This window comes from Algoriphagus antarcticus, from assembly GCF_002150685.1.
Classification (GTDB): Bacteria; Bacteroidota; Bacteroidia; order Cytophagales; family Cyclobacteriaceae; genus Algoriphagus; species Algoriphagus antarcticus.
This window is the reverse complement of the sequence record NZ_MSSW01000059.1, coordinates 41,774-66,565: the sequence shown is the minus strand read 5'-3', so window position 1 is coordinate 66,565 and position 24,792 is coordinate 41,774. Positions and strand designations below refer to the sequence as shown.

Annotated in this window: 18 protein-coding genes; 12 read left to right on the top strand and 6 right to left on the bottom strand. The window is 42.4% G+C overall.

Going from position 1 to position 24,792, the window contains the following annotated elements; all coding sequences use genetic code 11:
- Positions 1–956: 956 nt before the first annotated feature.
- From BVH04_RS18840 to BVH04_RS18795, 10 genes are all read left to right on the top strand, one after another.
- Positions 957–1,631: a response regulator transcription factor gene (locus BVH04_RS18840; protein ID WP_086543026.1), complete on the top strand. Its 675-nt coding sequence runs from the start codon at positions 957–959 to the stop codon at positions 1,629–1,631.
- Complete coding sequence (locus tag BVH04_RS18835) at positions 1,628–2,908, top strand: sensor histidine kinase (RefSeq protein WP_169714463.1); 1,281 nt, start codon at positions 1,628–1,630, stop codon at positions 2,906–2,908. The genes BVH04_RS18840 and BVH04_RS18835 overlap by 4 nt, the downstream gene beginning before the upstream one ends.
- Positions 2,909–2,975: 67 nt before the next feature.
- Positions 2,976–3,428, top strand: coding sequence for a PepSY-like domain-containing protein (locus BVH04_RS18830; RefSeq protein ID WP_140160616.1), 453 nt, complete (start codon positions 2,976–2,978; stop codon positions 3,426–3,428).
- Positions 3,418–5,826, top strand: coding sequence for a TonB-dependent receptor domain-containing protein (locus BVH04_RS18825; protein ID WP_086543023.1), 2,409 nt, complete (start codon positions 3,418–3,420; stop codon positions 5,824–5,826). Before BVH04_RS18830 ends, BVH04_RS18825 begins: the two co-directional genes overlap by 11 nt.
- A gap of 20 nt (positions 5,827–5,846) precedes the next feature.
- On the top strand, positions 5,847–6,599 hold the full coding sequence (locus BVH04_RS18820; protein ID WP_086543022.1) for a glycosyltransferase: 753 nt from the start codon (positions 5,847–5,849) through the stop codon (positions 6,597–6,599).
- The gene (locus BVH04_RS18815) at positions 6,592–8,847 is read left to right on the top strand and encodes a lipid-A-disaccharide synthase N-terminal domain-containing protein (RefSeq protein ID WP_086543021.1); all 2,256 of its coding nucleotides are present in this window, start codon (positions 6,592–6,594) and stop codon (positions 8,845–8,847) included. Before BVH04_RS18820 ends, BVH04_RS18815 begins: the two co-directional genes overlap by 8 nt.
- 93 nt (positions 8,848–8,940) lie before the next feature.
- Positions 8,941–9,651, top strand: coding sequence for a VIT1/CCC1 transporter family protein (locus BVH04_RS18810; RefSeq protein ID WP_240510980.1), 711 nt, complete (start codon positions 8,941–8,943; stop codon positions 9,649–9,651).
- Positions 9,652–9,740: 89 nt separating this feature from the next.
- Positions 9,741–10,190, top strand: coding sequence for a Rieske 2Fe-2S domain-containing protein (locus BVH04_RS18805; protein WP_086543020.1), 450 nt, complete (start codon positions 9,741–9,743; stop codon positions 10,188–10,190).
- Positions 10,191–10,208: 18 nt separating this feature from the next.
- Positions 10,209–11,144, top strand: a complete 936-nt coding sequence (locus tag BVH04_RS18800; protein WP_086543019.1) for a DUF5777 family beta-barrel protein — start codon at positions 10,209–10,211, stop codon at positions 11,142–11,144.
- Positions 11,145–11,146: 2 nt separating this feature from the next.
- The gene (locus BVH04_RS18795; protein ID WP_240510979.1) at positions 11,147–11,689 is read left to right on the top strand and encodes a YceI family protein; all 543 of its coding nucleotides are present in this window, start codon (positions 11,147–11,149) and stop codon (positions 11,687–11,689) included.
- 957 nt (positions 11,690–12,646) lie between these two features.
- On the opposite strand, the gene BVH04_RS18790 is transcribed toward BVH04_RS18795, so the two are convergent.
- From BVH04_RS18790 to BVH04_RS18770, 5 genes are all read right to left on the bottom strand, one after another.
- Complete coding sequence (locus BVH04_RS18790) at positions 12,647–15,310, bottom strand: DUF7133 domain-containing protein (protein ID WP_086543017.1); 2,664 nt, start codon at positions 15,308–15,310, stop codon at positions 12,647–12,649.
- Positions 15,311–15,667: 357 nt separating this feature from the next.
- A complete protein-coding gene (locus BVH04_RS18785; protein ID WP_086543028.1) occupies positions 15,668–16,849 on the bottom strand; it encodes an FG-GAP repeat domain-containing protein in 1,182 nt (393 codons plus the stop codon).
- Positions 16,850–16,872: 23 nt separating this feature from the next.
- On the bottom strand, positions 16,873–19,731 hold the full coding sequence (locus tag BVH04_RS18780; protein ID WP_086543016.1) for a PVC-type heme-binding CxxCH protein: 2,859 nt from the start codon (positions 19,729–19,731) through the stop codon (positions 16,873–16,875).
- Between the two features lie 367 nt (positions 19,732–20,098).
- Positions 20,099–20,746: a 3-keto-disaccharide hydrolase gene (locus BVH04_RS18775; RefSeq protein ID WP_086543015.1), complete on the bottom strand. Its 648-nt coding sequence runs from the start codon at positions 20,744–20,746 to the stop codon at positions 20,099–20,101.
- A gap of 432 nt (positions 20,747–21,178) precedes the next feature.
- Positions 21,179–21,991 carry a creatininase family protein gene (locus tag BVH04_RS18770; RefSeq protein ID WP_086543014.1) on the bottom strand — a complete coding sequence of 271 codons (813 nt, stop codon included), beginning with the start codon at positions 21,989–21,991 and terminating at the stop codon, positions 21,179–21,181.
- A 229-nt stretch (positions 21,992–22,220) separates the two neighbouring features.
- On the opposite strand from BVH04_RS18770, the gene BVH04_RS18765 reads away from it, so the two are divergent.
- Together BVH04_RS18765 and BVH04_RS18760 are read left to right on the top strand one after the other, a co-directional pair.
- Entirely contained in the window at positions 22,221–22,922 is a 702-nt protein-coding gene (locus BVH04_RS18765; RefSeq protein WP_086543013.1) for a ferritin-like domain-containing protein, read from the top strand.
- 25 nt (positions 22,923–22,947) lie between these two features.
- Entirely contained in the window at positions 22,948–23,766 is an 819-nt protein-coding gene (locus tag BVH04_RS18760) for a ferritin-like domain-containing protein (protein ID WP_086543012.1), read from the top strand.
- Between the two features lie 313 nt (positions 23,767–24,079).
- Here BVH04_RS18760 and BVH04_RS18755 read toward each other — a convergent pair whose 3' ends face one another.
- Complete coding sequence (locus BVH04_RS18755; protein ID WP_086543011.1) at positions 24,080–24,634, bottom strand: GNAT family N-acetyltransferase; 555 nt, start codon at positions 24,632–24,634, stop codon at positions 24,080–24,082.
- Positions 24,635–24,792: the final 158 nt, after the last annotated feature.

The following is a 24,792-nucleotide window of genomic DNA, read 5'->3' as shown; positions in this document are numbered from 1 at the left end:
CAAAAGCTGGTTTTTTCTTGATCCTTGAGTTTTTTTTAACCGCGGTGGTCACGGAGGATAACGCGGAGAGCGCAATTAAGTGTTATCCATGCTTCTTTGATCCTTGAGTTTGAACATTGAATTTTTTAGCCAAAGTAGATATTGAGAAAATTGGCTCGCGGCGGCGCGGCAAAAGCTGGTTTTTTCTTGATCCTTTAGTTTTTTTTAACCGCGGTGGTCACGGAGGACATCGCGGAGAGCGCAACTAAGGGTTAACCGTGCTTGCTTGATCATTGAGTTTGAACATTGAATTTTTTAGCCAAAGTAGATATTGAGAAAATTGGCTCGCGGCGGCGCGGCGGCGCAACGGGTAAAAGGGTTTTTCCTTGATCCTTGAGTTTTTTTTAACCGCGGTGGTCACGGAGGACATCGCGGAGAGCGCAACTAAGGGTTAACCGTGCTTGCTTGATCATTGAGTTTGAACATTGAATTTTTTCCACCTCGGTGGTCACGGAGGACATCGCGGAGAGCGCAACTAAGGGTTAACCGTGCTTGCTTGATCATTGAGTTTGAATTTGAACATTGAATTTTTTCCACAGCCAAAGCGCAGAGTTCGTCAAGAAAAACGCAAAGGATTCGCTTACCTTTTTCAAAGAAACACTTTGCGAAAGCTCCGCGATCTCAGCGTCTCCGCGGTGAAAAAAATATTTTTTCCTACCAAATAGGATAGCACGAGGGCTATAAAACTTAATAGTCGCCTTCGTATCAGCCTGCCTTCCGTCTTCCAATCAATCAATCAAAGAAAATAATCTAGCTGGAATAATTGATGGTAACCAGAAAAATCGCCCTCTTCTAAATTCCTTCCAAATTCAATGCTTAATTTGAATCGATGAAATCTAGCATGTCGCAGGAGACAATTAGAGTAATATCATCAGCCCTGCGAGATTCCATCTGACCATTGAAAAAAATATAAAAAGATGAAAATTTTGGTGATCGAAGACGAAAAAGAGCTTGCCAGTGATATAGTGCAATATCTTTCAGGGGAAAACTATCGCTGTGAGACTGCTGCTGATTTTGCGACAGCCAAAGAAAAAGTAAGTCTCTATCAGTACGATTGCATTCTGTTGGATTTGATGCTGCCTGGAGGAGATGGATTTGAGATTTTGGCCCATTTGCGAAGCCAGAATAAGCAGGACGGAGTTATTATCATTTCTGCCAAAAACACACTGGAAGACAAAATCAAGGGCTTGAATAGTGGTGCGGATGATTACTTGGCTAAGCCATTTCACCACTCGGAATTGGCAGCAAGGATTCATTCGGTGATCCGTAGGAAACAATTTGATACTTCTAATCTAATTACCCAAAATGAGATTAAAATTGATATGCTTTCTAAAACCGTTCAAATTGACGGGAACCCTATTGTCTTGACCAAAAAAGAATATGAGCTACTGCTTTTTTTCATAGGGAATAAGAATCGGGTTTTGTCAAAAAGTGCTTTGGCGGAACATCTGTCGGGAGATTTGGCAGATATGTTTGACAACCATGACTTCGTCTATGCACATGTGAAAAACCTCAAGAAAAAGCTCAATGAAGCCGGGTATGGGAATTATCTGAAAACTATGTATGGAACTGGATATAAATGGGAGCTATGATCAAACTTCTGGATAAACCACTAAAGGCCTTTACGAACTACGCCTTAGTCATCCTCTTGGTGAGCATTCCGATTTATTTTTTGGTGGTGGATTGGATCTGGGTGACGGAGATAGATGATAATCATGAGATAATCATGGAACGAATCGAAAATAGATTTGAACAGGCTCATGTGTCCGGGCATGACTTAGAGACTATTCTGAATACTTGGAATACCCTGCAACCGAGTTCCTCAATAGTGCCGGTTACTGAAAATATTGCAAGGCAGGATAGCATTTACGAAGAAACGAAATTCAACGAATACGAGGATGAATGGGATCGTTTTCGAGTTATGCAAACTGTAATTGAGATCAATAAGAAACATTATTTGCTCACTATTGAAACCAATGTGGAGGAAGCTTATGAGACGATTTTTGCAATTGGCTTGGTGACTGTTGTGCTGTATGGAATATTGGTTTTTGGCTTTATCCGACTCAATAGAAAGATTTCGAAGGATGTCTGGGAACCTTTTGACAAGACGCTTACCAAATTGAAATCCTTTGATCTGAGCACGAGTAAAGAAGTGAATTTTGAGCCATCTGACATTGAGGAATTTGAAGAATTGAATCATACAATCAGCAAGTTAATAGCCGAAAATGTCAGCGTTTATAATCAACAAAAGGCTTTCGTGGCCAATGCATCGCATGAATTGCAGACGCCGATAGCTTTGCTGAAATCAAAGTTGGATATGCTGTTTCAGGATGAAAAACTCAATACTACTCAATCCGAATTGGTAAATGCTATTCAGATTCCGCTGGCTAGACTTACCCGCGTCAACAAGAATTTACTTTTACTGGCAAGAATAGAAAACAGCAGATTTACTGACGTGGAAGCGCTGGATTTTTCCTTGAAAATAACTAAAAGTGAAGAGTTGCTCCAGGACTATATGGAAGAAAAGGAGCTTAAATTCCAGAAAGTCCCATCAGGCATTTGCAAGTTTGAATGCAGTAAGTTTCTGGCTGAGACCTTAGTGAATAACCTCCTCTCAAATGCGATTAGACACAGTCCCAAAAAGGGGCAAATCATGGTAGAATGGAATGAAAGTGGATTTACTTTTAAAAATACGGGTGAATTTCCGTTGGTTGAAGAATCACTTTTTAAAAGGTTTTCAGTCACGTCTGATAAAGGAACTAGCAGCGGTTTGGGTCTTGCGATCGTAAAGGAGATCTGCAAGCAAAACAGTTGGCAAATCAAGTACAGCTTTACAGATTCCTATCATATTTTTTCGATACGCTTCTAGAAATTCTAAAAGTCTTCTAATTCTATATGGAGATTTGGTTATTCAATTTTATAGAACTCCTATCGACGTGAGAAAATCAATAAGCTTTGTTGCCGCAAGCATGCTACTTACAGCTAGTGCATGTGCCCAGAATCCCGAAGTTCCCGAAGTGGTGAAAACTGCTTTTTCCCAGAAATTTCCTGATGCCAAAAAGGTGAATTGGGATATGGAAGATGCCAGCAGCTGGGAGGCTGAATTCAAGCTAAACGGCATGGAATACTCCTCAAATTTCAACCTGAAGGGAGATTGGCTTGAGACAGAGCATGAGATCAAAAAGTCTGAATTACCTACTTCTATAAAGGAAATACTTGACCAGAATTTTATGGGGTTTAAGGTAAAGGAGGCTGAGATTTCTGAAAAGGCAGATGGAACCGTCTATGAATTGGCAGTAGAAAAAGGAGAGGAAGAATGGGAGTTGGTTTTTGATATGGATGGAAAGTTACTAGAGAAAAAAGCGATAGAAGAAGACGATGAAGATTAAAAACTATTTCCTGATTGCACTGCTTCTGCTATGTCAGTCACTTGTTGCGCAGGAAACAAAAGTAAAAGTATCAGGGAAAATTGTGGACAAGGCCTCACAGGAGGGTTTGTCTTATGTGAATGTAGTCCTGAAAACTGTCATGGACACCAGCTTTGTAACTGGAGCTATTACTGACGAGTCCGGACTTTTCACCTTAGTGGACGTCGCACCTGGAGATTACGAAGTGGAAGCAAGTTTTATTGGTTTTGAGACTGCACGCAAGGAAATCTATGTAGGTTCAAGTTCCGCATTTTTAAATCTGGGGGAGTTTTCATTGTCTACCTCGTTCCAAGAATTGGGCGCTGTGGAAGTAGTTGGGCAGGCAGAAGCTGTAAGTGCTAAAATGAATAAGAAGACGTATGATTTGGGACAGAATATCAGCCAAAGTGGAGGTTCTGTACTTCAGGCTATGTCCAATCTCCCCGGCGTGTCAGTTCAGGATGGCAAAGTTCAGATCCGTGGAAATGACCGGGTAGCGGTTTTGATAGACGGGAAGCAGACGGCTTTGACAGGATTTGGTAATCAAACGGGCTTGGATAATCTCCCTTCTTCCGCAGTGGAGCGAATCGAGATCATCAATAATCCATCTGCGAAGTTTGATGCAAATGGAAATGCAGGCATCATTAATATCATCTTGAAAAAGGAAAAGCAGGAAGGCTTCAATGGAAAAGTAGGAATGGCGCTAGGAATAGGAGCACTTTGGGAGAAAAAAGTAAATCTTCAAGGTATCAGACCTCAGTACCAAGGTACGCCAAAAATCAATCCTTCGATTTCCCTAAACTACCGCAAGAAGGATGTGAATTTCTTCCTTTCGGCAGATAATCTTTACACTCAGACATTGAATAAAAATGAGTTTGTCACCCGAACTTATAATAACGGAGCTATTATCAATCAGCAACTTAAGCGAAACAGAAACACAAACTTTTTGACAACAAGAGCCGGGATGGACTGGACGATAAATCCATCCAATACACTGACCATTTCAGGGCTTTTCGGAAGTGAAAAGATCATAGACCGGGGAGATCAGTCTTTTTTCAATGGGAATTATTTAGAGCGTTTGAGACTTTGGCAGTTTCTGGAAGACGAGTTGAAAACCACTGTGATGGGTACAGCGGCTTTCCAGCATAAGTTTACTGATCCGGGACACAGCCTTTCCGCAGCTTTTAATTACACCTTTCACCGGGAGGATGAGCAATATTTCTTTACTAATACCCTTCCAAATTATATTGGAGAGGAGGCCTTCAAATTGCTTTCTGACGAAAATGTAGTGGATGTAACGCTCGACTATGTGCAGCCTTTGAAAAATGGGCGACTTGAAACCGGAATGAAATTCAGGAGGCGTTGGATTCCGACCAACATGCAGTTTTTCCCAAGTGAAAATTCGCCGCTTGATTCTCTCGCAGGCGGAGCTGCGACGTACACGGAAATCATTCCTGCAGTTTATGGTAATTACGTTTTTGAATCCAGAAAACTGGAAGCGGAAATAGGGCTAAGACTGGAATATATAAAGCTGAATTATGAAGTGAATCCGAATCACCCGACCTATAAAAGTGATGGCTATAACTACTTCCAGCCTTTCCCAAATACCCGATTGACGTACAAAATCAATGAGCTGAATAAGGTAACTGCATCATACAATCGCAGAGTGGACCGGCCAAATGAAGTAGATATCCGGATCTTCCCGAAGTACGATGATGCTGAGATTATAAAAGTGGGGAATCCAGCCCTAAAACCCCAGTTTACCAATTCGTTTGAGTTGGGCTGGAAGACAGGATGGAGTAGCGGATCACTGTATTCGGCGGCATACCACCGAACGGTGGATGGGACGATCACCAGGATATCATCTACTTATGGAGATAGCAGACTGATCTATGCAATCTTCCAAAATGCAGGGAAGAGCTATAACACTGGATTTGAAGTAATATGGGATCAGGACGTAAATGACTGGTATTCTTTTGATTTAAATCTCAATGGATACCACAATCAGATCGATGCTTTTACAGTCGAGAACCTCTATCCAGCCCCCAATACTTTCATGGCTGACAAGCAGGAGATATTTTCCGGTAATGCTAAATGGAATTCCAAATTCAAGTTTTCAGAGAATTTTTCAGGGCAGTTGACGGCGATTTATTTGGCTCCGGATATTATTCCTCAGGGAAAAATCCAAGCGAGATTCACACTGGACATGGGACTGAAGAAAGTGATCCAAGATGGTAACGGAGAACTGTTTTTTAATGCTACCGACTTGCTGAATACTATGGTAATCAAGAAAACCATAGATGGAAATGACTTCAGCTATACGAGTGCGGAATATTACGAGACGCAGGTATTCCGAGTGGGATACAGTTATAAGTTTTAGGAGTTTTAATCGACTTTAGCATGAAAGAAAGAGCCAATGGAATAACGGTGATAATCCCCGTTTTCAATGAGTTTGAGGGGATTGCCAGGATTTTACCGGCTTTTGAAGGATATATCAGTCGCTCCAAATTCGAAGTCACTTTACTATTAGTCAACGATGGCTCCACCGATAAAAGCTTGGATGAAATCAAGAAGATTGCAGCAGACAGTGAGCGGGTTGACTTTATTTCCTTCGACAAAAATGCTGGACTGAGTGCTGCAATTCGGGCAGGTTTCGAAAAATCTACCACCAAGTGGGTTGGCTACATTGATGCGGATTTGCAGACTGACCCTATGGATTTTCTCAAGCTGGAAGCGATGATTCCGGCCTATGATCTGGTGACAGGTAGAAGAGAAGGTCGCAAGGATAGCACCGTGAAGAATATGTCTTCGGCCTTTGCTAATTGGTTTCGGGATTCCATGCTTCATGACGGCGTTCATGATTCGGGTTGCCCGCTGAAAATCATGAGCAGATCAGCGGCATTGGATATGCCTTTTTTCAAAGGTATGCATAGATTCTTTCCTGCGCTGACTTTGATCCAGGGTAAAAAAGTGATTGAAATTCCTGTTAGTCATTTTCCGCGAATTACCGGGAAATCCAAATTTAATGTATGGAACCGGCTTTTGGCGCCGCTACAGGATACCATAGCATTGCGTTGGATGATGAAGCGCCAGTCAGAATATATTATTTCTGAAAAGTCTGTCAAAAGACAAAAAGCTGTACACCATGAATAGTTGGGCACTTCTAGGAGTTGGTTTTCTCGCCCAGGGATTATTCTCTGCCCGATTTCTAATCCAATTGGTCAAGTCTGAGAAGGCAGGGAAAGTGCTTTCACCAGTCATTTTTTGGCAACTCAGTTTGGCCGCTTCCTTTCTTTTATTGGTTTATGGTACGTTTCGCCAAGATGTTGTTATCGTGGGAGGTCAACTGGTGGGATATTTTATTTACATCAGAAACCTGAAAATCAAAAATGCCTGGCAACTTTTCCCAAAATGGCTTCGCTGGAGTTTCATTTTGCTGCCTTTGGTATTTCTGGGGTATTTGGTTTTACATGCACAATACGACTTTCGCAGCCTGGTACATAATCCGGAGATCAGTGGCATGCTTCTTACTTGGGGGACGCTAGGTCAGGTTATTTTCACGACAAGGTTTGTGGTACAGTGGCTCGATTCCGAGCGAAGCAAAGAATCTCAGTTTCCGGTGAGTTTTTGGTATATCAGTTTGGTAGGTGCAGTTTTGATCGCCTCCTATGCTATTTTAAGAAAAGACTCTGTACTTTTTATAGGTCAGGCGTTTGGGATATTGGTATATGTTCGTAATCTGATGATCCATTTTGGTACGGGCAATGCAGAAAAGCTCAGCTTTCTTGACCGCATCAAAAGTATGAGAATGGGTTTGTTGCTGGTCTTCACGGCAATGGTTTTATTCTTCAATCTTGGAGCTTATTCCGTGACCGAATCCAGTGAAGCACGCTACGCTCAAATCGCAAAAGAAATGGTGGAAACGGGCGATTGGTTGCACCCGCAGTTGATGGGAATTTATCATTACCATAAGCCACCGATGACTTACTGGTTGACGGCGATAAGCTATAAAGTGATGGGAATTTCGCCATTTTCGGCCAGATTCCTTTTGCAGATTTCTGTCCTTTTTCAGATTTGGCTCGTGTATAAGATTGCTTTGATTTTCTTCAGACGATCAAATCCGGCATTTCTCTCGGCCATGCTTTACGCCTCATTTCCAGCCCTTATTATATCCAGCAGAGCATTGACCACAGATAGCTTTTTGGCGCTTTTCGTGTTGGTGGCACTGTATTTCTGGTTTACTTTTTCGGAGAAAAGAATTGGGTACAAGCTTATTCTATGTTATGCCTTTCTTGGAATTGGCTTTTTGACAAAGGGGCCAGTGGTGCTGATTGTTCCACTTTTAATCTGGATATATCAAGGTCTGGTAATGAAGCAGAAAATGGGTTCGTATAAGCTTCACTTGGCCGGTATAGCATTGATGCTGGGGATTGGACTTAGTTGGTTCGTCTTTTTGCAAACCGAAGATGATCGCTTTTTGAATTACTTTCTTTTCAAGCATACCATCGACCGATTTGCCACTGATACTTTCCATCGGGGACAACCTTTTTGGTTTTACGGAGCTGTAATGCTGGTAACGGCTTTTCCGTGGGTAATTATCCTGCTTAAAAAGATCCCTATCAAGCGTGCTGACTTTACTAAGCAAGGAGCTTTGTTGGTCATGTGGGTGCTTTTGCCTTTACTGTTTTTCTCCCTGAGTCAGTCCAAACTAGTGCTTTATATTTTGCCTCTCTATTCCGGTTTGGCGATAGGGGCTATTTATTATTGGGAAAAGCTGAGTGATACTCAACAGAAAATCTGGGAGAGATGGCAGCTGGGGTTTCATCTCCTCTTGCTTGTGGCATTGGTTTCTGTTCCACTTATAGAACCAAAGGTCACGCTGAATTATAAGTTTTACTTCATCTGGTTTGTGGTGATTTCACTTTTGTTAGCCCTGCAAAAAGTGGATATACGAAAAGCTGATCGTGCGGTCATTTCCGCATTTATTTTTACCATGGGTCTGACGGGAATGTCCACCTATTTCATGAGCCAGAATCCGGGCTTGACTAATGATACTCGTCGCGTGACTGAGTGGATTACACAAAATGAGCCAGCGACAAAAGAGGTGATCATTTACAATAAGCGCCTGCCTTCCGTGTTATTTAATTCGGATTTGGATATGATTTCTGTTTTTGATGGAGACGAAAGTTTGAATCGGGAGACGCAGTTTCAGCAGAACGAAAAGTGGAAAGCCGGCTTGATTAATCTACAATCGGATTCCACCTGGATCATTGAAAAAGCGCCAAATCACTCGATATGGATTTCCAAGAAAAAGCTTCCGTATCTAAATGGTATTGGCAGTTGGGAAGAATTGCAGCTTGTAGATGGATGGAGAATTGTCCAATTCCACAGAGAAGATTAAGGTACGCTTAAGATATGCTTAAGATATGCTTAAGATCAGCCCTAAGGATAAGGAATAGACAGTTCTTAGCGGTAAAAGAAATAAATTTAGGGAATGATGGCGGAACCAATGGATGATTATCTGGCAGTGCATTTTGTACAGCGAAGCAATTGGCTGAGAGCAGCGGTTTTGGGTGCTAATGATGGCATTCTTTCCACGTCAAGCTTGGCTATTGGTGTCGCGGCAGCTTCTGATCTTAGAGACCCCATTCTTTTGGCAACCCTTGCTGGTCTTGTTGCCGGAGCACTGTCTATGGCCGCTGGAGAATATGTAAGCGTGAGTTCGCAGACTGATGTAGAAAAAGCGGACATCATGCGAGAAAAAGCAGAATTGGAAGAAATGCCTGAAGTAGAACTACAGCGACTTGCTACTATCTATGAAGAGCGCGGATTGAGCAAAGAAACTGCGCAGCTGGTGGCAGTAGAACTTACTGAAAAAGACGCGTTGGCAGCCCATGTAAGAGATGAATTGGGTATCAATGATGTGTCAAAAGCTCACCCTATTCAGGCTGCATTAGCTTCGGGAGCCTCTTTTACAGTCGGGGGAGTTCTCCCCTTATTAGTGGCTTTATTCATGCCAATAGGACAGATGGAAATCTACCTCTACGGTTCTGCGATTTTATTTTTAGCATTTCTGGGAGCTGTTTCTGCCAAGACTGGAGGTTCACCAATCCTCAAACCTGTACTTCGAATTACTTTCTGGGGGACAGTAGCCATGGGGATCACTGCATTGATTGGATACCTGTTCGGAGTAAATCTGGGATAAAACCGACTTGATAAATATTTGAAGAAAATTGCTGAGTAGTCACTCACTGGCCATATCTACCTGAAAATTTAACTTAACTACTAGAACTCATGAATGAAAAAATTTCAAGAATGGAATTCCTTAAATCAATGGGATTCAAAGGAGCTTCTTTGCTCGCAATCTACTGCGGCGCCTCAGCCATTACCTCTTGCATCAATGAAGTAGGTGATCCCATAACTGGTGGGCCTACAGGTACAGGGGTGGATTTTACGCTGGATCTCACTGATTCTGCCAATGCAAAACTACTGAATACAGGTGGCTACCTTATTGTCAATAAGATTGTTGTTGCCAGAGTTTCTGGGGATGCATTCGCTGCGGTCACACAAGTTTGTTCTCATGAGAACAAGTCCAAAGTGATCTATAGAAACAATGAATTCTACTGTACAGAGCATGGAGCGAGATATACCCTTACTGGTACTGGACTAAATTCTGAAGGGAAGAAAGGCATCAAAGCCTATAAAGCACAATTATCCGGAACCTCACTTCATGTTTTTGCCTGATCCTCTTGATGAACTGATATGAAAGGGTTAAAGAAAATTGCACTATTGGTGACTTTGCTAATAGCTGTTCATGAGTCTTACGGGCAGGATGACTTGCTGAATATGTTGAATCAAGAGCTGCCGAAGGAAACTGTATATACTCAGGCAACCTTCAAAGCATCCCGTCTGATCAACGGTCAAACCATTGAGACCCTATCCAAAAACCACTTGAACTTTTGGATTTCCCATCGATTTGGTTCGGTAAACAGTGGATTTATTTCAAATTTTTTCGGACTTGATGAGGCTAGGATTCGACTGGGTTTGGAATATGGACTCACGGATCAGTGGCTAGTGGGAGTGGGGAGAAGCTCTGAAGAGAAAACCTATGACTTCTATACCAAATACAAAGTGCTCAGACAGTCCAATGTATTTCCGTTTACACTTTCGGTCTATGGAAGTATGGCATTGAATACCATGGCAACAGGCTATGTGATGAATTCAGAAAGTCAAATGAAGTTTTATTCGAATGCGGAAAGAATTACCTACACCAGCCAATTGCTGATCGGAAGGAAATTCAGCGAGAAGATTTCACTGCAAGTGGTTCCGACCTTTATGCATATCAACAAAGTGGAAAATCCCTTCATGGATAATGATCTTTTTTCTCTGGGTATGGGCGGACGATATAAAGTGAGTAAGAGAGTGACCTTGTCTGCGGAATACTATTACAATTTCACAGATCGGAACGGCTATCAACTCGCGACCGGTACACCTTATCCATACCACAACTCCCTTTCACTCGGAGTGGATATAGATACAGGAGGTCACGTATTCCAGCTTCATTTTACCAATGCAAGAGGAATGGTAGAGCGGCATTTCATCGCTCTGAATACCGGCACTTGGGAAAATGCGGATATATTTTATGGATTTAATATCGCAAGAACATTCAGCTTAAGTCGTGATAATAAAAAGAAATGAAAATGAAAAAAATATGCCTAGTACTCCTAATATGCTTCAGCAGCTTCACACTTTTTGCACAGCATTTATACGTGACGACCAAGGGGAATGTAACTTTCTTCTCAGATGCTCCGCTGGAAGATATTCAAGCTGATAATTCAAAAACTGCTGCAATCTTAGACGCGGATAAGAATGAGATTGCAGTGCAGATGCGGATCATTGATTTTGAATTTCCCAATAAGCTCATGCAGGAGCATTTCAACGAAAATTACCTGGAAAGTGAGAAGTACCCAACCGGAGTGTTTAAGGGAAAAATCAAAGAACAGAATAACCTTACGGTAGCTGGAACTTATCAAGTACATGTAGGTGGAACGCTGACGATTCATGGGGTCACTCAGAAAGTGGAAGTTCCGGGGACAATAGTTTCTGATGGAAAGCAGCTGAAGCTTGACTTCAAATTCCCTGTCAAACTGGAGGATTATAAGATTGATATTCCGACGATTGTTTTCACCAAAATTTCAGAAATTGTGGAGGTAAGTGGAAGTATGGTTCTTGTTGAAAAGTAGGTGTGGTTTGTGGGTTTTTTAACCGCTGAGGTCACGGAGGATAACGCGGAGAGCGCAAGTAAGCGTTATCCATGCTTCCTTGATCATTGAATTTGAACATTGAATATTGAGTTTTTTAGCCAAAGTAGATATTGAGAAAATTGGCTCTCGGCGGCGCAACGGTTAAAGCTGGTTTTTCCTAGATCATTGATTTTGAACATTGAAATTTTTCCACGGCGGTGGTCACGGAGGATAACGCGGAGAGCGCAAGTAAGTGGTAATCTATTTTCCTTGTTTATTGAATTTGAAAATTGATAATTTTTGAACCGCCTAAACCGCCTAAACCGCCTAAACCACCAAGACCACGAAGAAAGCGCAAAGTATAGGGAATTACGTGATATGTGTATGTCAGTCAGGAGGTTGTTCTGATTTGGGTCCAAGTCAGGAGACTTGAACAAAACGAACGCATACCATTGCTAAATACACCCTTGTCCCATCGGGACAACTGGTCGATAGCTTAGGTTATCATGTAGGCGCTTCGTGATCGGATATAGTGCGAAATTTACTAACGAGTTAATATGAGCCTGAAGGGATCAAACCATGAGTAGCCAAGGGTGAAACCCATGGTAAAAGAGAAATGAAAGAGTAAGGGTTTTTGGCAGGTTGGATCTCGATTGAGAAATTTGAGTTCGCCAAAAACAAACAAGTTCAACCTTGCGAGGGCTGGAGTTTGTTCTTGTCAATATACCCCGCAATTCTTACGGGGCATTCATAGTTTTAACTACTACTTCGTAGTCTTAAAAATGAGTATCAAATAGAAGTCCAGCTTCTGGAGAAGCAGGACAACTCACCAAGCAGGAACTGATAAGTTGCGCCCTCTGCGTTACCCTATGCGTCCACCGCGGCTAAATCAAAAAAAACACCTTGGAATCGCAAAATCCCAAGGTGTTTTAATACTCAAATTATAATTGCTTTTGCTTACTTCTGCTGTTGCAAATAGGTAATCAGCGAAGCAAATTCCTCATAAGAAAGTGAGTTTACCAATCCTGCAGGCATCATGGAGGTCTCCATTACCTTACGTGTTTTGATAGTGTTCTTTACCAATTTTGTAGCCGTGCCGGTGATGTCTTGAAGCACTACTTCGTCTGCCGTCTCTGCAGTGACAAATCCCATGTAACTCTTATCGTCATTTGTATTGATCAGTACTGAAGCAAAACCCTGTGAGATGGAAGCATTAGGCTTCAGGATTGATTCGGTGATCTGAGAGCGATTCATGATCGAGCCGATTTGCCCCATAAATGGACCTTTCAGCGGCTGACCTTTCTCTACACTATGACATGCCACACATCCTTGGCTGGTGAATAGCGACTTTCCTGTAACTGGATCACCTCTGATATCTGCCAGTGCGATCATTACATCCTCAATGGATGAGGCACCAACCTGTCCTTTCTTGCTCTTTATTTTTTCCAGATCAACTTCAGTTTCTTGGATCACCAAGTTTGATTCATCTGCACCAAATTCTTCAATGTCCATTCTGTTTCGCTCATTTAGCTCAGCGAAGAATTGTCTTTTCGTAGGGTCTTCAAAAGAATTGCGCTCACCGACCAAGAAGTCTTTGATTTTGTCTGAAGACTCCCAGGTGATCTCTTTGTAATATGGGCCATGCGTGTCTGGGCGAGTCCCCCACCACCATGAGCCGTCATAAGGAGCTTCTTTCTTATATAATCTGGAAAGTGTACCCAAGATCTCTGCTTTTAACTCCATGTCATCCGTGTCGCCATAAGCTTTGATCAATCCATCCACAGCTTTTGGATCATGCATGAAGCGCAATGTCCAAAGTGCAATTTTTGAATTCTCTGTGCCAATAGCATCTACTGCTGCATCTACAGCATGGAGTTCAACCAGCGCTTTCACCGCTACGTGCGGAAGAATAATCGCTGGATTAGGAGTAGCGTGTGGGCCTTCAGTCCCTTTTTCCGGTTGCTTGAATGAAGCAGGTACTTTTACTTTCAATAGCTCCTCAGCCGCTTCTGGATTACCTATTCTTCCCAAAGCGACAATAGCCGCAGATTTCACCCGGTCATTAGGATCGGTGACACCTTCAATAAATGGATCTAGTGGAACACCCTGAAGACAGGTTTTGCGATCGGCCAAAGCGCGTAATGCGAATTCTCTTACTTTCTCTTCCTGACTCAATTTCACCAATTCACCGTTGCCACTTTCGCAAGTTGCCTGAGCATAGGTATAAATACCGGCTACTCTCACTTCCAGCGACAACGTCTTGTCTGTTGCCACGGAAAGTGCTGCCGCTCCAGCTTCGTTAGGGAATCGGGCAAGTAGTTCGTGCTGGGCATGAAAACGGGAAACGGAATTATGTGCTTTAAGCAATGCTGTCAATTCTTCGAGCGTAGCAGTTTTCAAATCAGGAAATGCTTCGTAAGTCCAATTTTTTGGCACCACACGAACTACATAGCCTTTTTCTTCACTGCCAAAATATCCAGCCCCGTCCCATGCTGCAAGGAACATACGGCCAGAACCGTCTACATCAAGATCTGAAATCTGTGGAAGTTTGATAAATTCCTCATCCTGTTGGGTAAATCCAGGCCCGTCCATTGTCACACGGTGAATGTACAATTGGCTTCTGCCCCAATCTGCCATCATCGGCACGTGATTGTATTTTGCTGGCCAGCGATCATCATCCATGAAATAACTTCCTGTACCGGATCCTCCGCCTAGATCTGCTAGAGCCGGAATAGTTTCTTCTGTGAAGTTTTTGAAAAAATTAGGATAACCGTACTCACCAGATTGGGTGTAATGGATGAAACGAATGTTCCAGCCACCGCCGTCATTGGTATTGCCACGCGTGTAAATATTCATAAATGGATCAATAGCCACATCGTAGATGTTTCTTGTTCCATGGATGTAAACTTCCATTTCTGTACCGTCAGGCCGTACACGAACAATCCCACCACCAAGCATGGTCATTTGTTTGCCATCTCTATCTGTAGCATTGTAGAATCCAAAATCACCTACGGCTATATAAATCCAGCCATCTATACCCATTCTGATACCATTTGTAGAGTGATCCGTGCCACGTGAACGAAGAGACTCTGGAGAGGAAATTCCTTCAATGAGCATTTTAGCTGGTCCATCAGCTACTCCGTCATTATCTTTATCCTCATAAACTACCAAGTTCATTCCCTCGGCCTTTCCGGTTTCTTCGGAGAATTGCGTGTGAAGCACAAAGACTTGATCTCTTACCGCTATGATTCCTCTTGGATTGTCCACTTTGACAAACTCAGTATGGGAATCCAGTTCACCGTCATTATTGCTATCTACTAAGCGGACAATTGCGCCTTTTCCTGGCTCTTTGCCCAAAGAACCCATCATATCCACACCCACGAAAACATTTCCATTTGGAGAGACCGCCAAAGCAGCTGGACTTGGTACGAGGTCCGGTCCGGCAAAATTGGTCATGATTAATTCGGTGCTGTCTGCTCCGTGGCTCGCAGTGTCGAGAGGGTATTGAGGGTAGTAATTGGTGAGCTCTTCTAAGTCAGCGTTTCTAGTATCGGGACTTGAGCATCCAAACGCCAGGAACGAACCAACTAAGGCCGCTAGGGGGAACGAAATTTTAGACATGCTAAAAATAGGATTAGAGGGTTATTATTTTGGAGGTCGCAGATTGCGCTTACAAATATATCGGATTCACTATTTTGAAGCATACTTTCTCTAGTTCCTTTGTTCGTAGGAACTATTCGTTGATAGATGGTGAGTGGATTGAGTTCAGTCGATTATTTTGGTCTGAGTACGGGGGAGAGAGTGAAATAAGTCTGTCTAAAGAAACTATTGTTTCCGTTTTTCTGCCAGTAAAAAGACAAAAGCATCACAGAATAGCTTCATTTTAGGATTGAGGCCACTTCGGTCTCCCGTCTTCGGACTTCCAGCCTTTCGAGCAAAGAGACTATGGTTGGTGGCATAACTGCGTACAATCAAATGTTATTTTATCTGATTCTCGAAAAGAAAAATTCCGTTCTTATTTGCTATCACGATGTCTGGTTTTTGATCCTTGTTCATGTCTTCCACAGTGATATTTAATCCAGCTCCGGAGTCGTTATCGATGATATGCTCCAGGAAAAAAGGCTCGATCGTGGGAGTGAATTCGATGTAAAATAAATAAGGTGTATCACCATCACCTGCGTCATTTCCATTATGTGCCAAGTATCTTTTGCCGGAAATCATTTCTAAATCTCCATCTCCATTCAGATCAGCCATGACCGTGGCATGGGTTTGCGCTGTCAAGTTTGAAATGAGGTGAGTTTTGAAAGTGGAATCGTTCATTTGCTCCTGCCACCATACGCCCAGCGAATGTGCCGAAGCGCTTACTACATCATTTTTCATATCACCATTTACGTCCAAAATCTGCATATGCGACGCAGGTTCGCTGATTGATGCAGGGTGGAAAATCCAGTCGCCTGATTTTTTATCGGCTTTCCCTTCAAACCAACCTTCAGCAATTACTACGTCCTTGATCTTATCGCCATTGATGTCTCCATAGCCTAGACCGTGTGAAAAACGATCCGTTCCAGGTACATTCTCTTCGGAAAGCGCAAATCGTTTCCACTCAGGTTCTCCGGGTTTGGTAGGAGCTTGAAGCCAGATAATTTGCTTTTTCTTTGGATCTCCACATAGAATATCCAGTCGGCCATCGCCATCGATATCAATAAAAGCAGGTGATTCATTTGAGATACCCACTGAGTCCGCGATGATGTGTTTTTGCCAGTTGCTGCTTTCAGTTTTTGGATTTTCAAACCAATAGCCCGGAGTGCCGGGGTAATCTATGATGACCACATCGTCCCAGCCATCGAGATTTACATCCATCCCGAGATTTAGAAAGGAGTTGCTGTATTCTTTTCTTGGGTCAAAAACCCGAGATGGAGAGATCTCATGTCTAGTCCAATTGGGCGCTTCAAACCAGAAATATCCAGCAACAATATCCATCAGACCATCCTTATTGAGGTCAGCTACAGCTACACCTTCGGAAAGAAAATCCCGGGAAATCACTGTTTTTTTAAAGTCAGGCTCAGGTTGCTCTTGACTAAAGGCTGTATTTGAAATAATTGTAAGAGCCAAAATTCCAGTCAGTCCTGCTCCGGTACTTTTAGAAATTATACTTTTCATAATCCTTGATTTTAGCGGGGTGGTCATTCGTCTTCTAAGGTGATTTTGGATAGCTGTATTTTCAATTCATGATTGCTGTGTGAATCTGAATCGTCAAGCGACTTCTTAAATTTTTGCAAAGCCGCAGTTGCTTCAGTGGTTTTCAGCTCGCCAAGTTTCTGCACAGTGTATTTCAAAATCAATGGATTTGAAGCTTTTTCGGCTAAAGCCAATGCCCGATCTGCATCAAGGCTAGCCAATGGTTCGATAGCATACCAAAGCATCAATGGCATGTTGTGATCTTCCAGATCCTCCGGTTTTTGCACCAATGCTTCCATCACTTCCCAGCGATTTTCAGGCTCCAATCGAAGCATGGCAGAAGTTAGGTATAATCGTACCAAGGCTGCATCATCATTTTTTGCCATGCTTGCAAATTTTGCCAATGTCTCTGATGAAACAGTTTTGTCTTCCACTGCTAGTTGAATAGCCCAACTTCTGATGTATTCATCAGAATCAGACATCAATTCTTTCAAGTCATTTTCTGAAAGTTTATCCATCACATGCAATGTCCAAAGCGCGCGCAGTCTATTTGCTGTTTCTGGATTATTAGCCAGAATGCTCTTCAAAACTGATTTAGTTTTTGGTGTAGCTCCACGCTCTTGCAGAATTGTTCTAGCTTGTCGAGCATACCATTCGTTTTTGTGGGTTTGATAGTTCGCCAGTTCTACGCTGCTCGCTTTGGATAAATCCACCTTTACCCATTGATCATTTTCATGGGAAATTTTGAAAATCCTACCCAATGACTTGTCATGCACATCTGGATTTGGGCTATGACACTGGTTTTGATCATACCAATCAATCGCGAATATCGAGCCATCAGGGCCATATTTGAAGTTGAGCCATTGAGACCAAGAATCATTCATCGCCATGAAGTCATTCTGATGCTTTGCCATATAGCCAGATCCTTCCCGGTTGAGTTGATCAATATTCAATCGGGAGCCATTGATGTTATTCATGAAGATATTGTCGCGGTATTTCTCCGGCCAGGTATCTCCACCTAAGTAGATCATCGCGCCGGCATGGGCATGGCCTCCTCCTGCGGATGCTGAGCGGAAGTTGCCAGCATGCGGTCCTCGATCACCTACCCAATGCACATGATCAGCAATGGTTTTGATATCGTCGTATGTGTATGGATTAAAGTGCTTTCCAGCCTGCCTTTGGTAGCGAGCTCCCTGAATGACATGATACATGTGAGGGATCACGCAGACTGTAATAAATGGATGTCCGTAGCTGTTGAAATCAATGCCCCAAGGATTGCTGCTGCCTTCGGCATAAACGTCAAACTCATGGCGTGTCGGATGATACCGCCAAACACCTGCATTAATTTTGGTACGCATGGCATCTGAAGATCCCGGTTTGCCCACATTGGAGTGTGTGAAAATGCCGTGAGTTCCATACAGCCAGCCATCGGGTCCCCATCTCAAATTGTTTAGGACTTCGTGGGTATCGTCCGTCCCCCAGCCATCCAAGAGTTTTACAGGAGGGCCAGTGGGTTTGTCATTTTCAAAATCTGCGGGAATGAATAAAAGATAAGGAGCAGCTCCTAGCCACACACCACCCATTCCCACTTCGATTCCGCTGACCAGATTGAGGCCTTCGGCAAATACTTTTCTGGAATCCAACGTTCCATCGCCGTCCGTGTCCTCGAAGATCAAAATCCTATCCCTGCCTTCAGCCTCAGGAGCAGGAGTCGGGTAGGTGTGTCCTTCCACTACCCAAAGTCTTCCGCGTGGATCAAGGGTAAAACTAATTGGTCGAATGATATCCGGTTCCGCTGCGGCAAGGGTGATTTTAAAACCTTCCGGTGGGGTCATAGCTTTAGCAGCATCTATTCCAGAAAGTCCAGAATTCAAGACTGGATCCAATGGAGGCAGAATGATGATGTCTTCCAGCTTCAATTCATTGGAGAAGTCGGGACGGCTCGCATAAAACTCAAAATCATCAAAGTTGATATGTGCCCATTTATCATCTGAGATGTATGGAATTTGTGAGATTCCTGTTTCATTATCGATGATTCGGAGGAAAATCATCTGGTCTAAATAAGAGCTAAGATCCACCACAACTGGCTGGAGTGTTGCTCGACCTTGGCCAGTGTAGTTAAAAATCACTTTATCGGATGCGGCTAAGACCAACTCAACCCGTGTATCTGCCAATGCCCCACCCGAAACCAAAAAGCTTGCAAATGGCTGCGTCACCTCAAAAGGAACCGAAGTCAGCGTTCCTGTTAATTTGTAATTCTTTGTGCCTCCGCTACTGAGAAAGTCTTTTCCCTCGAAATTTATTTTATCCTCATCACCATGAACAGGGGAAGGATCGGTATTAAAAATCGGATTAACAAATGCATCACCGGAAGCTGTCCAGTCCTGAAGTGTACCTGTTTCAAAATTTAGGTTTAGTGGCTTTCCATTTTTCTGCGGGATCGTGCCGGCTATTTTGGTTACAGTTTCATTTCCTTTTAACAATTCAAATTTCCCCACCATTCCTGCGGCTCTGTGCCCTGGTATGGAGCAGTAATACGTGTCATCATCCACCGCAATGAACGTGATACTTGTCGTCGATCCTTTTTCCAGGACGGTTTCACTTTTTATTCCGAGCTTTTCCATGGCCACATCATGTGTCATGATCTCACCATTAGTGATGGTAATCGTAACTCGGTCGCCTTTTTTTGCCCGTAATGTAGGGTTTCTGGTGCCGTCCGGAGCAAAATATCCAAGCATGGTTGCTTCCAATTTGAACTCTATTTCTGCCACTGGATCGCTTAGTAGGGTAGTTGCGGCATTTGAAGAAAAAGAATTGGCGCAGAGCATCACGCTAAAAACTACTGCTATCCAGTTTGTGATCATGGTGTTTGGGTTGATAGATAAAATTAGACATCTGTGTACGCTTTTCTGCCAGTAAGCGAATTCTCTTAGGTCAACGGGTTGGAAGACCGATGACCGAAGACCTGAGTAAACCAGAATTTAATGAGTCTTTGGATCTTCGATCCTATAAATTTTCTACTGGCAAGATTCCGTCTAATCACAATTAGATATATGAATATCCCTAAAGATGCTAGCGCCATATTTTCTTTGCTTTACTAGACTGAAGACCTAAGACGGATGACCGAAGTGGCCTTGACCATGCCTGGAGCTTATTCTATGATGCTTTTGTTTCTTTACCGGCAAAAAAGCGCATATAAATAATGAGATAATTCCTCAATCAATTTATAATCTATTCTTTTTGAGGCAGTTCTTCTATAAAAATATCCTTAAATGCTACCTGAGCTTTTCCGCCGCCATGGATTTGCAGGCCGATCAAGCCTGACTGGGAAATAGATTTATCTTCTTCAGTATAATCTACAGTCTGATGGCCATTGATGAAAAGCTGAATTCTACCATTTTCAGCATGAACTTTATAATCATTCCAGTCATCTAAATTCACCCATTTCATCACTTGAGTGGAGTCTGGAGCGCTTAAGGTGAGGTTTCTCCTAGATTCGTCATATAAGCTTGCCCAATAGCCTCCACCCCAGTCAGCCTGGTAGCCTTCCATCTCGTAGGCGGGATTAGTCAATCGCTTGCTGTGAAACTGAACCCCTGAATTAATGAAGCCTTCATCTCCGGTCAGTTTGATTTTTAAGGTTATAATGAAATTCTCATAGCTTCTGTCGGTGACCAAGAATTCATTGTTTGGTACTGTTTCTACCAGAGAACCACCTACAATCATCCCATCCTCCACACGCCAGGTGTCCAGGGTATCTCCTTGCCAACCTGATAAGCTTTGGCCATCAAAAAGAGAAACAGGAGAATCAACCGGTCCTTCGCCGCATCCAAAAAGAGCAAAGGAAATAAAAGAAAAAGCTGTGAGTGTTAATTTCATAAGGCAAGTAATCGAAAGTGAAAATGACCTAATCAATAGGTTGGTTTACTATTGAATTTAATATATTTCCGTTTTTATGCGGGTAAAAAGGTATAAGCTTTTGGTATTTTTTTGAACAACGTTGCTACCTTAAAATTCATAAGTTTTTTTAACTAGCTCTGCAGGATCCTAACCATTCATGACCCTGTACGAAGTGCAGGGCAAATGAAAATAATCCCATTCTTGAGCCCTGAAAGGGCGGCACTTCATGGTTGCACCCCTTCGGGGCTTATTTATCGTACATTTTCTCATCCCCCGGCTTTGCCGAGGGTCATGAATTGTTTCAATCCTTCGGTTTTCCTTTTACATGAAATAAAGGAAACTTCTAAATAGATAAGCTTCGAAAATTTGGCTACTCCTATCATTGCTGATAACCATTTCGAATAATGAAGATTACAACCCAGCCAAGTCCCATTTCTTGATGATCTCTTGGATGAAGGCGGAGACTTTTGCATTTACTTTTTGGAAATACTCATCGGCCTGAGCTTGATCAAAATTCGGATAGCCTTGACCTTCTTGGTATAGACCGATGGAAGATGGAAATGGTACCGCTGACCAAGTGCCGGTAGCAGGGTAAGGAGTTGCCATATCGGGACTGTATTTTTCTTTATGCACCAAAGTTGGATCAATAGCTTGGATGTAGGCAGTCTCATTGAGTCCTGCATGTCCACCATTTTCTTTGAATACTTCCAAAGTCACATCCGATGCAAATGACCACCAGTTGATCACGAGTGTTCTCACCCCGAGTTCAGTAGCTACTTCCCCAGCCACTTCCTGCAATACTTTAGTTTGGCCTCCTCCGTGGCCATTTAAGATGATAATATTCTTGAAGCCATTTCTCGCAAGACCTTTTATTATATCTCTGATGAAAGGGCGGTAAGCTTCCTCGGTGATCTGAAATGCGCCGGGGAAAGCCGCCATACTTCCGGTTATTCCATAATTGAGGGTAGGGGCGATCAGCGCGTTGAGATCCTCTGCCATGTCTCTGGCCATAGCTTCAGGAGCAATATTATCTGCTCCGTTGTTGATCACACCGTGGGGTTCTAATGTCCCAGTTGGTAGTAAAACGGTATTTATTTGCCCAGGAACATATTCCGCAAATTCCATCCAATTTATTAGATTCATTTCGCGTGTGGAGATTTTTACTTGGGCTTTGATCTGTAAAAATGAGAAAAACAGAATAAGTAGCAAAAGTGATTTTTTCATTGATAGTGGACTTAAAAAGATGATTTTAAAGCTCAAACACAAGAAGCTTCAGGTTCAAAATACCAATGAATTTTTGATTTATCTCAAAAAACTTTCGGGTTTGCTAAATCCAGTTGTAAGAAAGGCTTCGTAATTGTTTTTATAGTACCTAAGGATTCAAGCACGGTACTGTTAGTATCAATAATTTATGAAAACCATAACCAAATTATTTACCTAAAAACTCAGAACGATGAAAAATGAATTAATTAAGCCTCAGGGACTGGTGAAAAATGCGAACCGGAGACAGTTTCTTAGAACGGGCTCTCTTTCGGTAGCTGCTGCCGGATTAATAATGGTAGGCTGTAAGGATATTGAAGATAGGGACCCAATGCCAGGGGGCGAGGGTGTAATGTTAGGCTCTGGTGATATAGGGATTTTGAATTACGCTTATGCTTTGGAGCAATTGGAAGCGGCATTCTATGCAACGGTCATCACAGGTGGTTATTTCGCAAATGCAAGTGCTGAAGAAAAGACCATAATGGGAGATTTGGAGAAGCACGAAAGAGCTCACAGAGAGTTTTTCAAAGCGGCTCTAGGAGATGCTGCCATTGCTAATCTGGAAGTTGATTTCAGTGCGATTGATTTCAGTAATAGAACTTCTGTATTGGCAGCAGCTAAAACGTTTGAAGATTTGGGTGTAGCAGCATACAATGGAGCTGGTAAATTTATCGAGAATGTAGATTACTTAGTTGTTGCAGGAAAAATTGTTTCTGTAGAAGCTAGACATGCAGCCGCTATCAGAGATTTGATTAATCCAGGTTCTGCTGATTTTGCAGGAGATGACTTGATAGATGCAAATGGACTAGAACGTACGTTGACCTTTACTCAGGTATTGACTGCAGCGAGCGCGTTTGTCACCACACCGATTGACTTCAGTCAATTGCCATCATAATCCACCACCTTAAACAATAGAATACATGAACTTATTGAATTTATTAGATAAAATGTGCCCGGATACTAATAGTCCGGAAGAAAAAGATATGTTTTTCTCCAGAAGAGAGGCTTTCCGCCAGTTTGGAGATATGAGTAAAAAAGTGGCCATGGCTGCTGTCCCATTAGGCCTTTTGTCAGCTTTGCCCAGAGTGGCAAAGGCAGATACTGCAAGTTTGATAGGTGTATTGAATTTCGCCTTAACCTTGGAGCATTTGGAGTACAGATATTACCAGATGGGTATTGAGTCAGGAGTCATTGCTGGAGCAGACGCAGTGATTTTCAACAAAATCAGAGACCATGAATTGGCTCACGTGAATTTCTTATCTGAAGTAATTTCGAATGTGCTAAAGGGAACGCCTGTAGCTGAGCCGGAATTTGACTTTACCGCAGGTGGCAACTTTATGCCATTCTCTGACTATCCTACGTTTCTGGCTTTATCTCAAGCATTTGAAGATACAGGAGTAAGAGCCTATAAAGGTCAGGCAGGTAATGTAATGGAGAATGATGTGATCTTGACTGCAGCACTTTCCATTCACTCTGTGGAGGCAAGACATGCTTCTATGGTAAGAAGATTAAGAACTAAGAAAGGTCAGGATGATGTGAAAGGTTGGATCACAAACGGATCAAGAGGAACTCTTCCAGCTCCTACACAGGATATTTATACAGGTGAAGAAAACGTTACCCATCTAGGTGTGAACGTCGTTAATTTGACTTCTATAGCTACCGGTGCAGTTTCTGAAGCATGGGATGAGCCGCTTAATAAAGAACAAGTGTTGGGAATTGCTTCTCTTTTCCTAGCCTAGTAAGATCATTAGTTGGGGTTGAGTGGTTTAGATGTCATCTCTTTATGGAGATGGCATCTTTTTTTGTTTTATAAGTTTAGATTCTCGCAACGGCGCGGCGGCGCAACGTTTGATTAATCTTACTTGATTCAATTTTTTGTATCGTCAGACTGAGTGAAGTCGAAGTCCTTAACCTTGTCTTTTAGCTCCTGTTCTCCTGCTTCTTCAGAAGCTGGACTTTTTTACTAAAACTTCAGTATGGGCTTATGGATATGTTTATGCTTCATTTGAAATACAAACTTTTCCAAAGTACAGAACTTTGGAAAAGTTGACTTTAAAGCAAAATCTTATACAAACTGCATGGTTGTAACTTAGGGTGTTCCAAAAGATCTGGATGCTCGAAGTCAAATTCGTATTCCATACCGATTTTTTGCATCACTCTTATTGAAGCCTGATTTTTTGAAGATGCGAGCGAATAGACTTCTTTAATATTAAGTTCTTTGGCAAATTCAAGACATCTGCCAGCACCTTCAGTGGCATAGCCTTGGTTCCAGAACTTCTTTCTGATCCTCCAGCCTACGTCCACACAAGGAGTGAAGCTTGCTTTGAATGATTTGATACCTAAACCAATCATGCCTAAGAATTCTCGGTTTTCCAGTAACTCAACCGCAAAATAACAATGACCACGATCGCTGAATAGTTTATTCATTCTATCCATTAGTGCTTGGGATTTCTTTTTCGATATTGGATGCTGAAAGAATTGCATTGTTTCTGCATCAGCATTCATTTGGGAAAAAGACTCTAAGTCGGAAGGATCCCAAGTGCGAAAAGCAAGTCGATTGCCAGCAAAAAGAATAGGAGTTGGACTGATCTCGTAATTCTGACTCATGCTGCTTGATTGTTTTGAACATGAATTTATTTTAAAGTTCGAAATGAAAAAAGCAGATTTTGTTTTTAGTAAGGAAAACGGTGTTGGTATTGCATTTTTTGTATAATATTCTTATTTACTTAAATTTTTATTAGATAGATGGTTTAAAGTATTAATTA

What these genes read in the sequence shown, in the direction of transcription:
- BVH04_RS18840 (WP_086543026.1), top strand. Translation starts at nt 957, where the DNA reads ATGAAAATTTTGGTGATCGAAGACGAAAAAGAGCTTGCCAGTGATATA.
- BVH04_RS18835 (WP_169714463.1), top strand. Translation starts at nt 1,628, where the DNA reads ATGATCAAACTTCTGGATAAACCACTAAAGGCCTTTACGAACTACGCC.
- BVH04_RS18825 (WP_086543023.1), top strand. Translation starts at nt 3,418, where the DNA reads ATGAAGATTAAAAACTATTTCCTGATTGCACTGCTTCTGCTATGTCAG.
- BVH04_RS18820 (WP_086543022.1), top strand. Translation starts at nt 5,847, where the DNA reads ATGAAAGAAAGAGCCAATGGAATAACGGTGATAATCCCCGTTTTCAAT.
- BVH04_RS18815 (WP_086543021.1), top strand. Translation starts at nt 6,592, where the DNA reads ATGAATAGTTGGGCACTTCTAGGAGTTGGTTTTCTCGCCCAGGGATTA.
- BVH04_RS18810 (WP_240510980.1), top strand. Translation starts at nt 8,941, where the DNA reads ATGATGGCGGAACCAATGGATGATTATCTGGCAGTGCATTTTGTACAG.
- BVH04_RS18805 (WP_086543020.1), top strand. Translation starts at nt 9,741, where the DNA reads ATGAATGAAAAAATTTCAAGAATGGAATTCCTTAAATCAATGGGATTC.
- BVH04_RS18800 (WP_086543019.1), top strand. Translation starts at nt 10,209, where the DNA reads ATGAAAGGGTTAAAGAAAATTGCACTATTGGTGACTTTGCTAATAGCT.
- BVH04_RS18795 (WP_240510979.1), top strand. Translation starts at nt 11,147, where the DNA reads ATGAAAAAAATATGCCTAGTACTCCTAATATGCTTCAGCAGCTTCACA.
- BVH04_RS18790 (WP_086543017.1), bottom strand. Translation starts at nt 15,310, where the DNA reads ATGTCTAAAATTTCGTTCCCCCTAGCGGCCTTAGTTGGTTCGTTCCTG.
- BVH04_RS18785 (WP_086543028.1), bottom strand. Translation starts at nt 16,849, where the DNA reads ATGAAAAGTATAATTTCTAAAAGTACCGGAGCAGGACTGACTGGAATT.
- BVH04_RS18780 (WP_086543016.1), bottom strand. Translation starts at nt 19,731, where the DNA reads ATGATCACAAACTGGATAGCAGTAGTTTTTAGCGTGATGCTCTGCGCC.
- BVH04_RS18775 (WP_086543015.1), bottom strand. Translation starts at nt 20,746, where the DNA reads ATGAAATTAACACTCACAGCTTTTTCTTTTATTTCCTTTGCTCTTTTT.
- BVH04_RS18770 (WP_086543014.1), bottom strand. Translation starts at nt 21,991, where the DNA reads ATGAAAAAATCACTTTTGCTACTTATTCTGTTTTTCTCATTTTTACAG.
- BVH04_RS18765 (WP_086543013.1), top strand. Translation starts at nt 22,221, where the DNA reads ATGAAAAATGAATTAATTAAGCCTCAGGGACTGGTGAAAAATGCGAAC.
- BVH04_RS18760 (WP_086543012.1), top strand. Translation starts at nt 22,948, where the DNA reads ATGAACTTATTGAATTTATTAGATAAAATGTGCCCGGATACTAATAGT.
- BVH04_RS18755 (WP_086543011.1), bottom strand. Translation starts at nt 24,634, where the DNA reads ATGAGTCAGAATTACGAGATCAGTCCAACTCCTATTCTTTTTGCTGGC.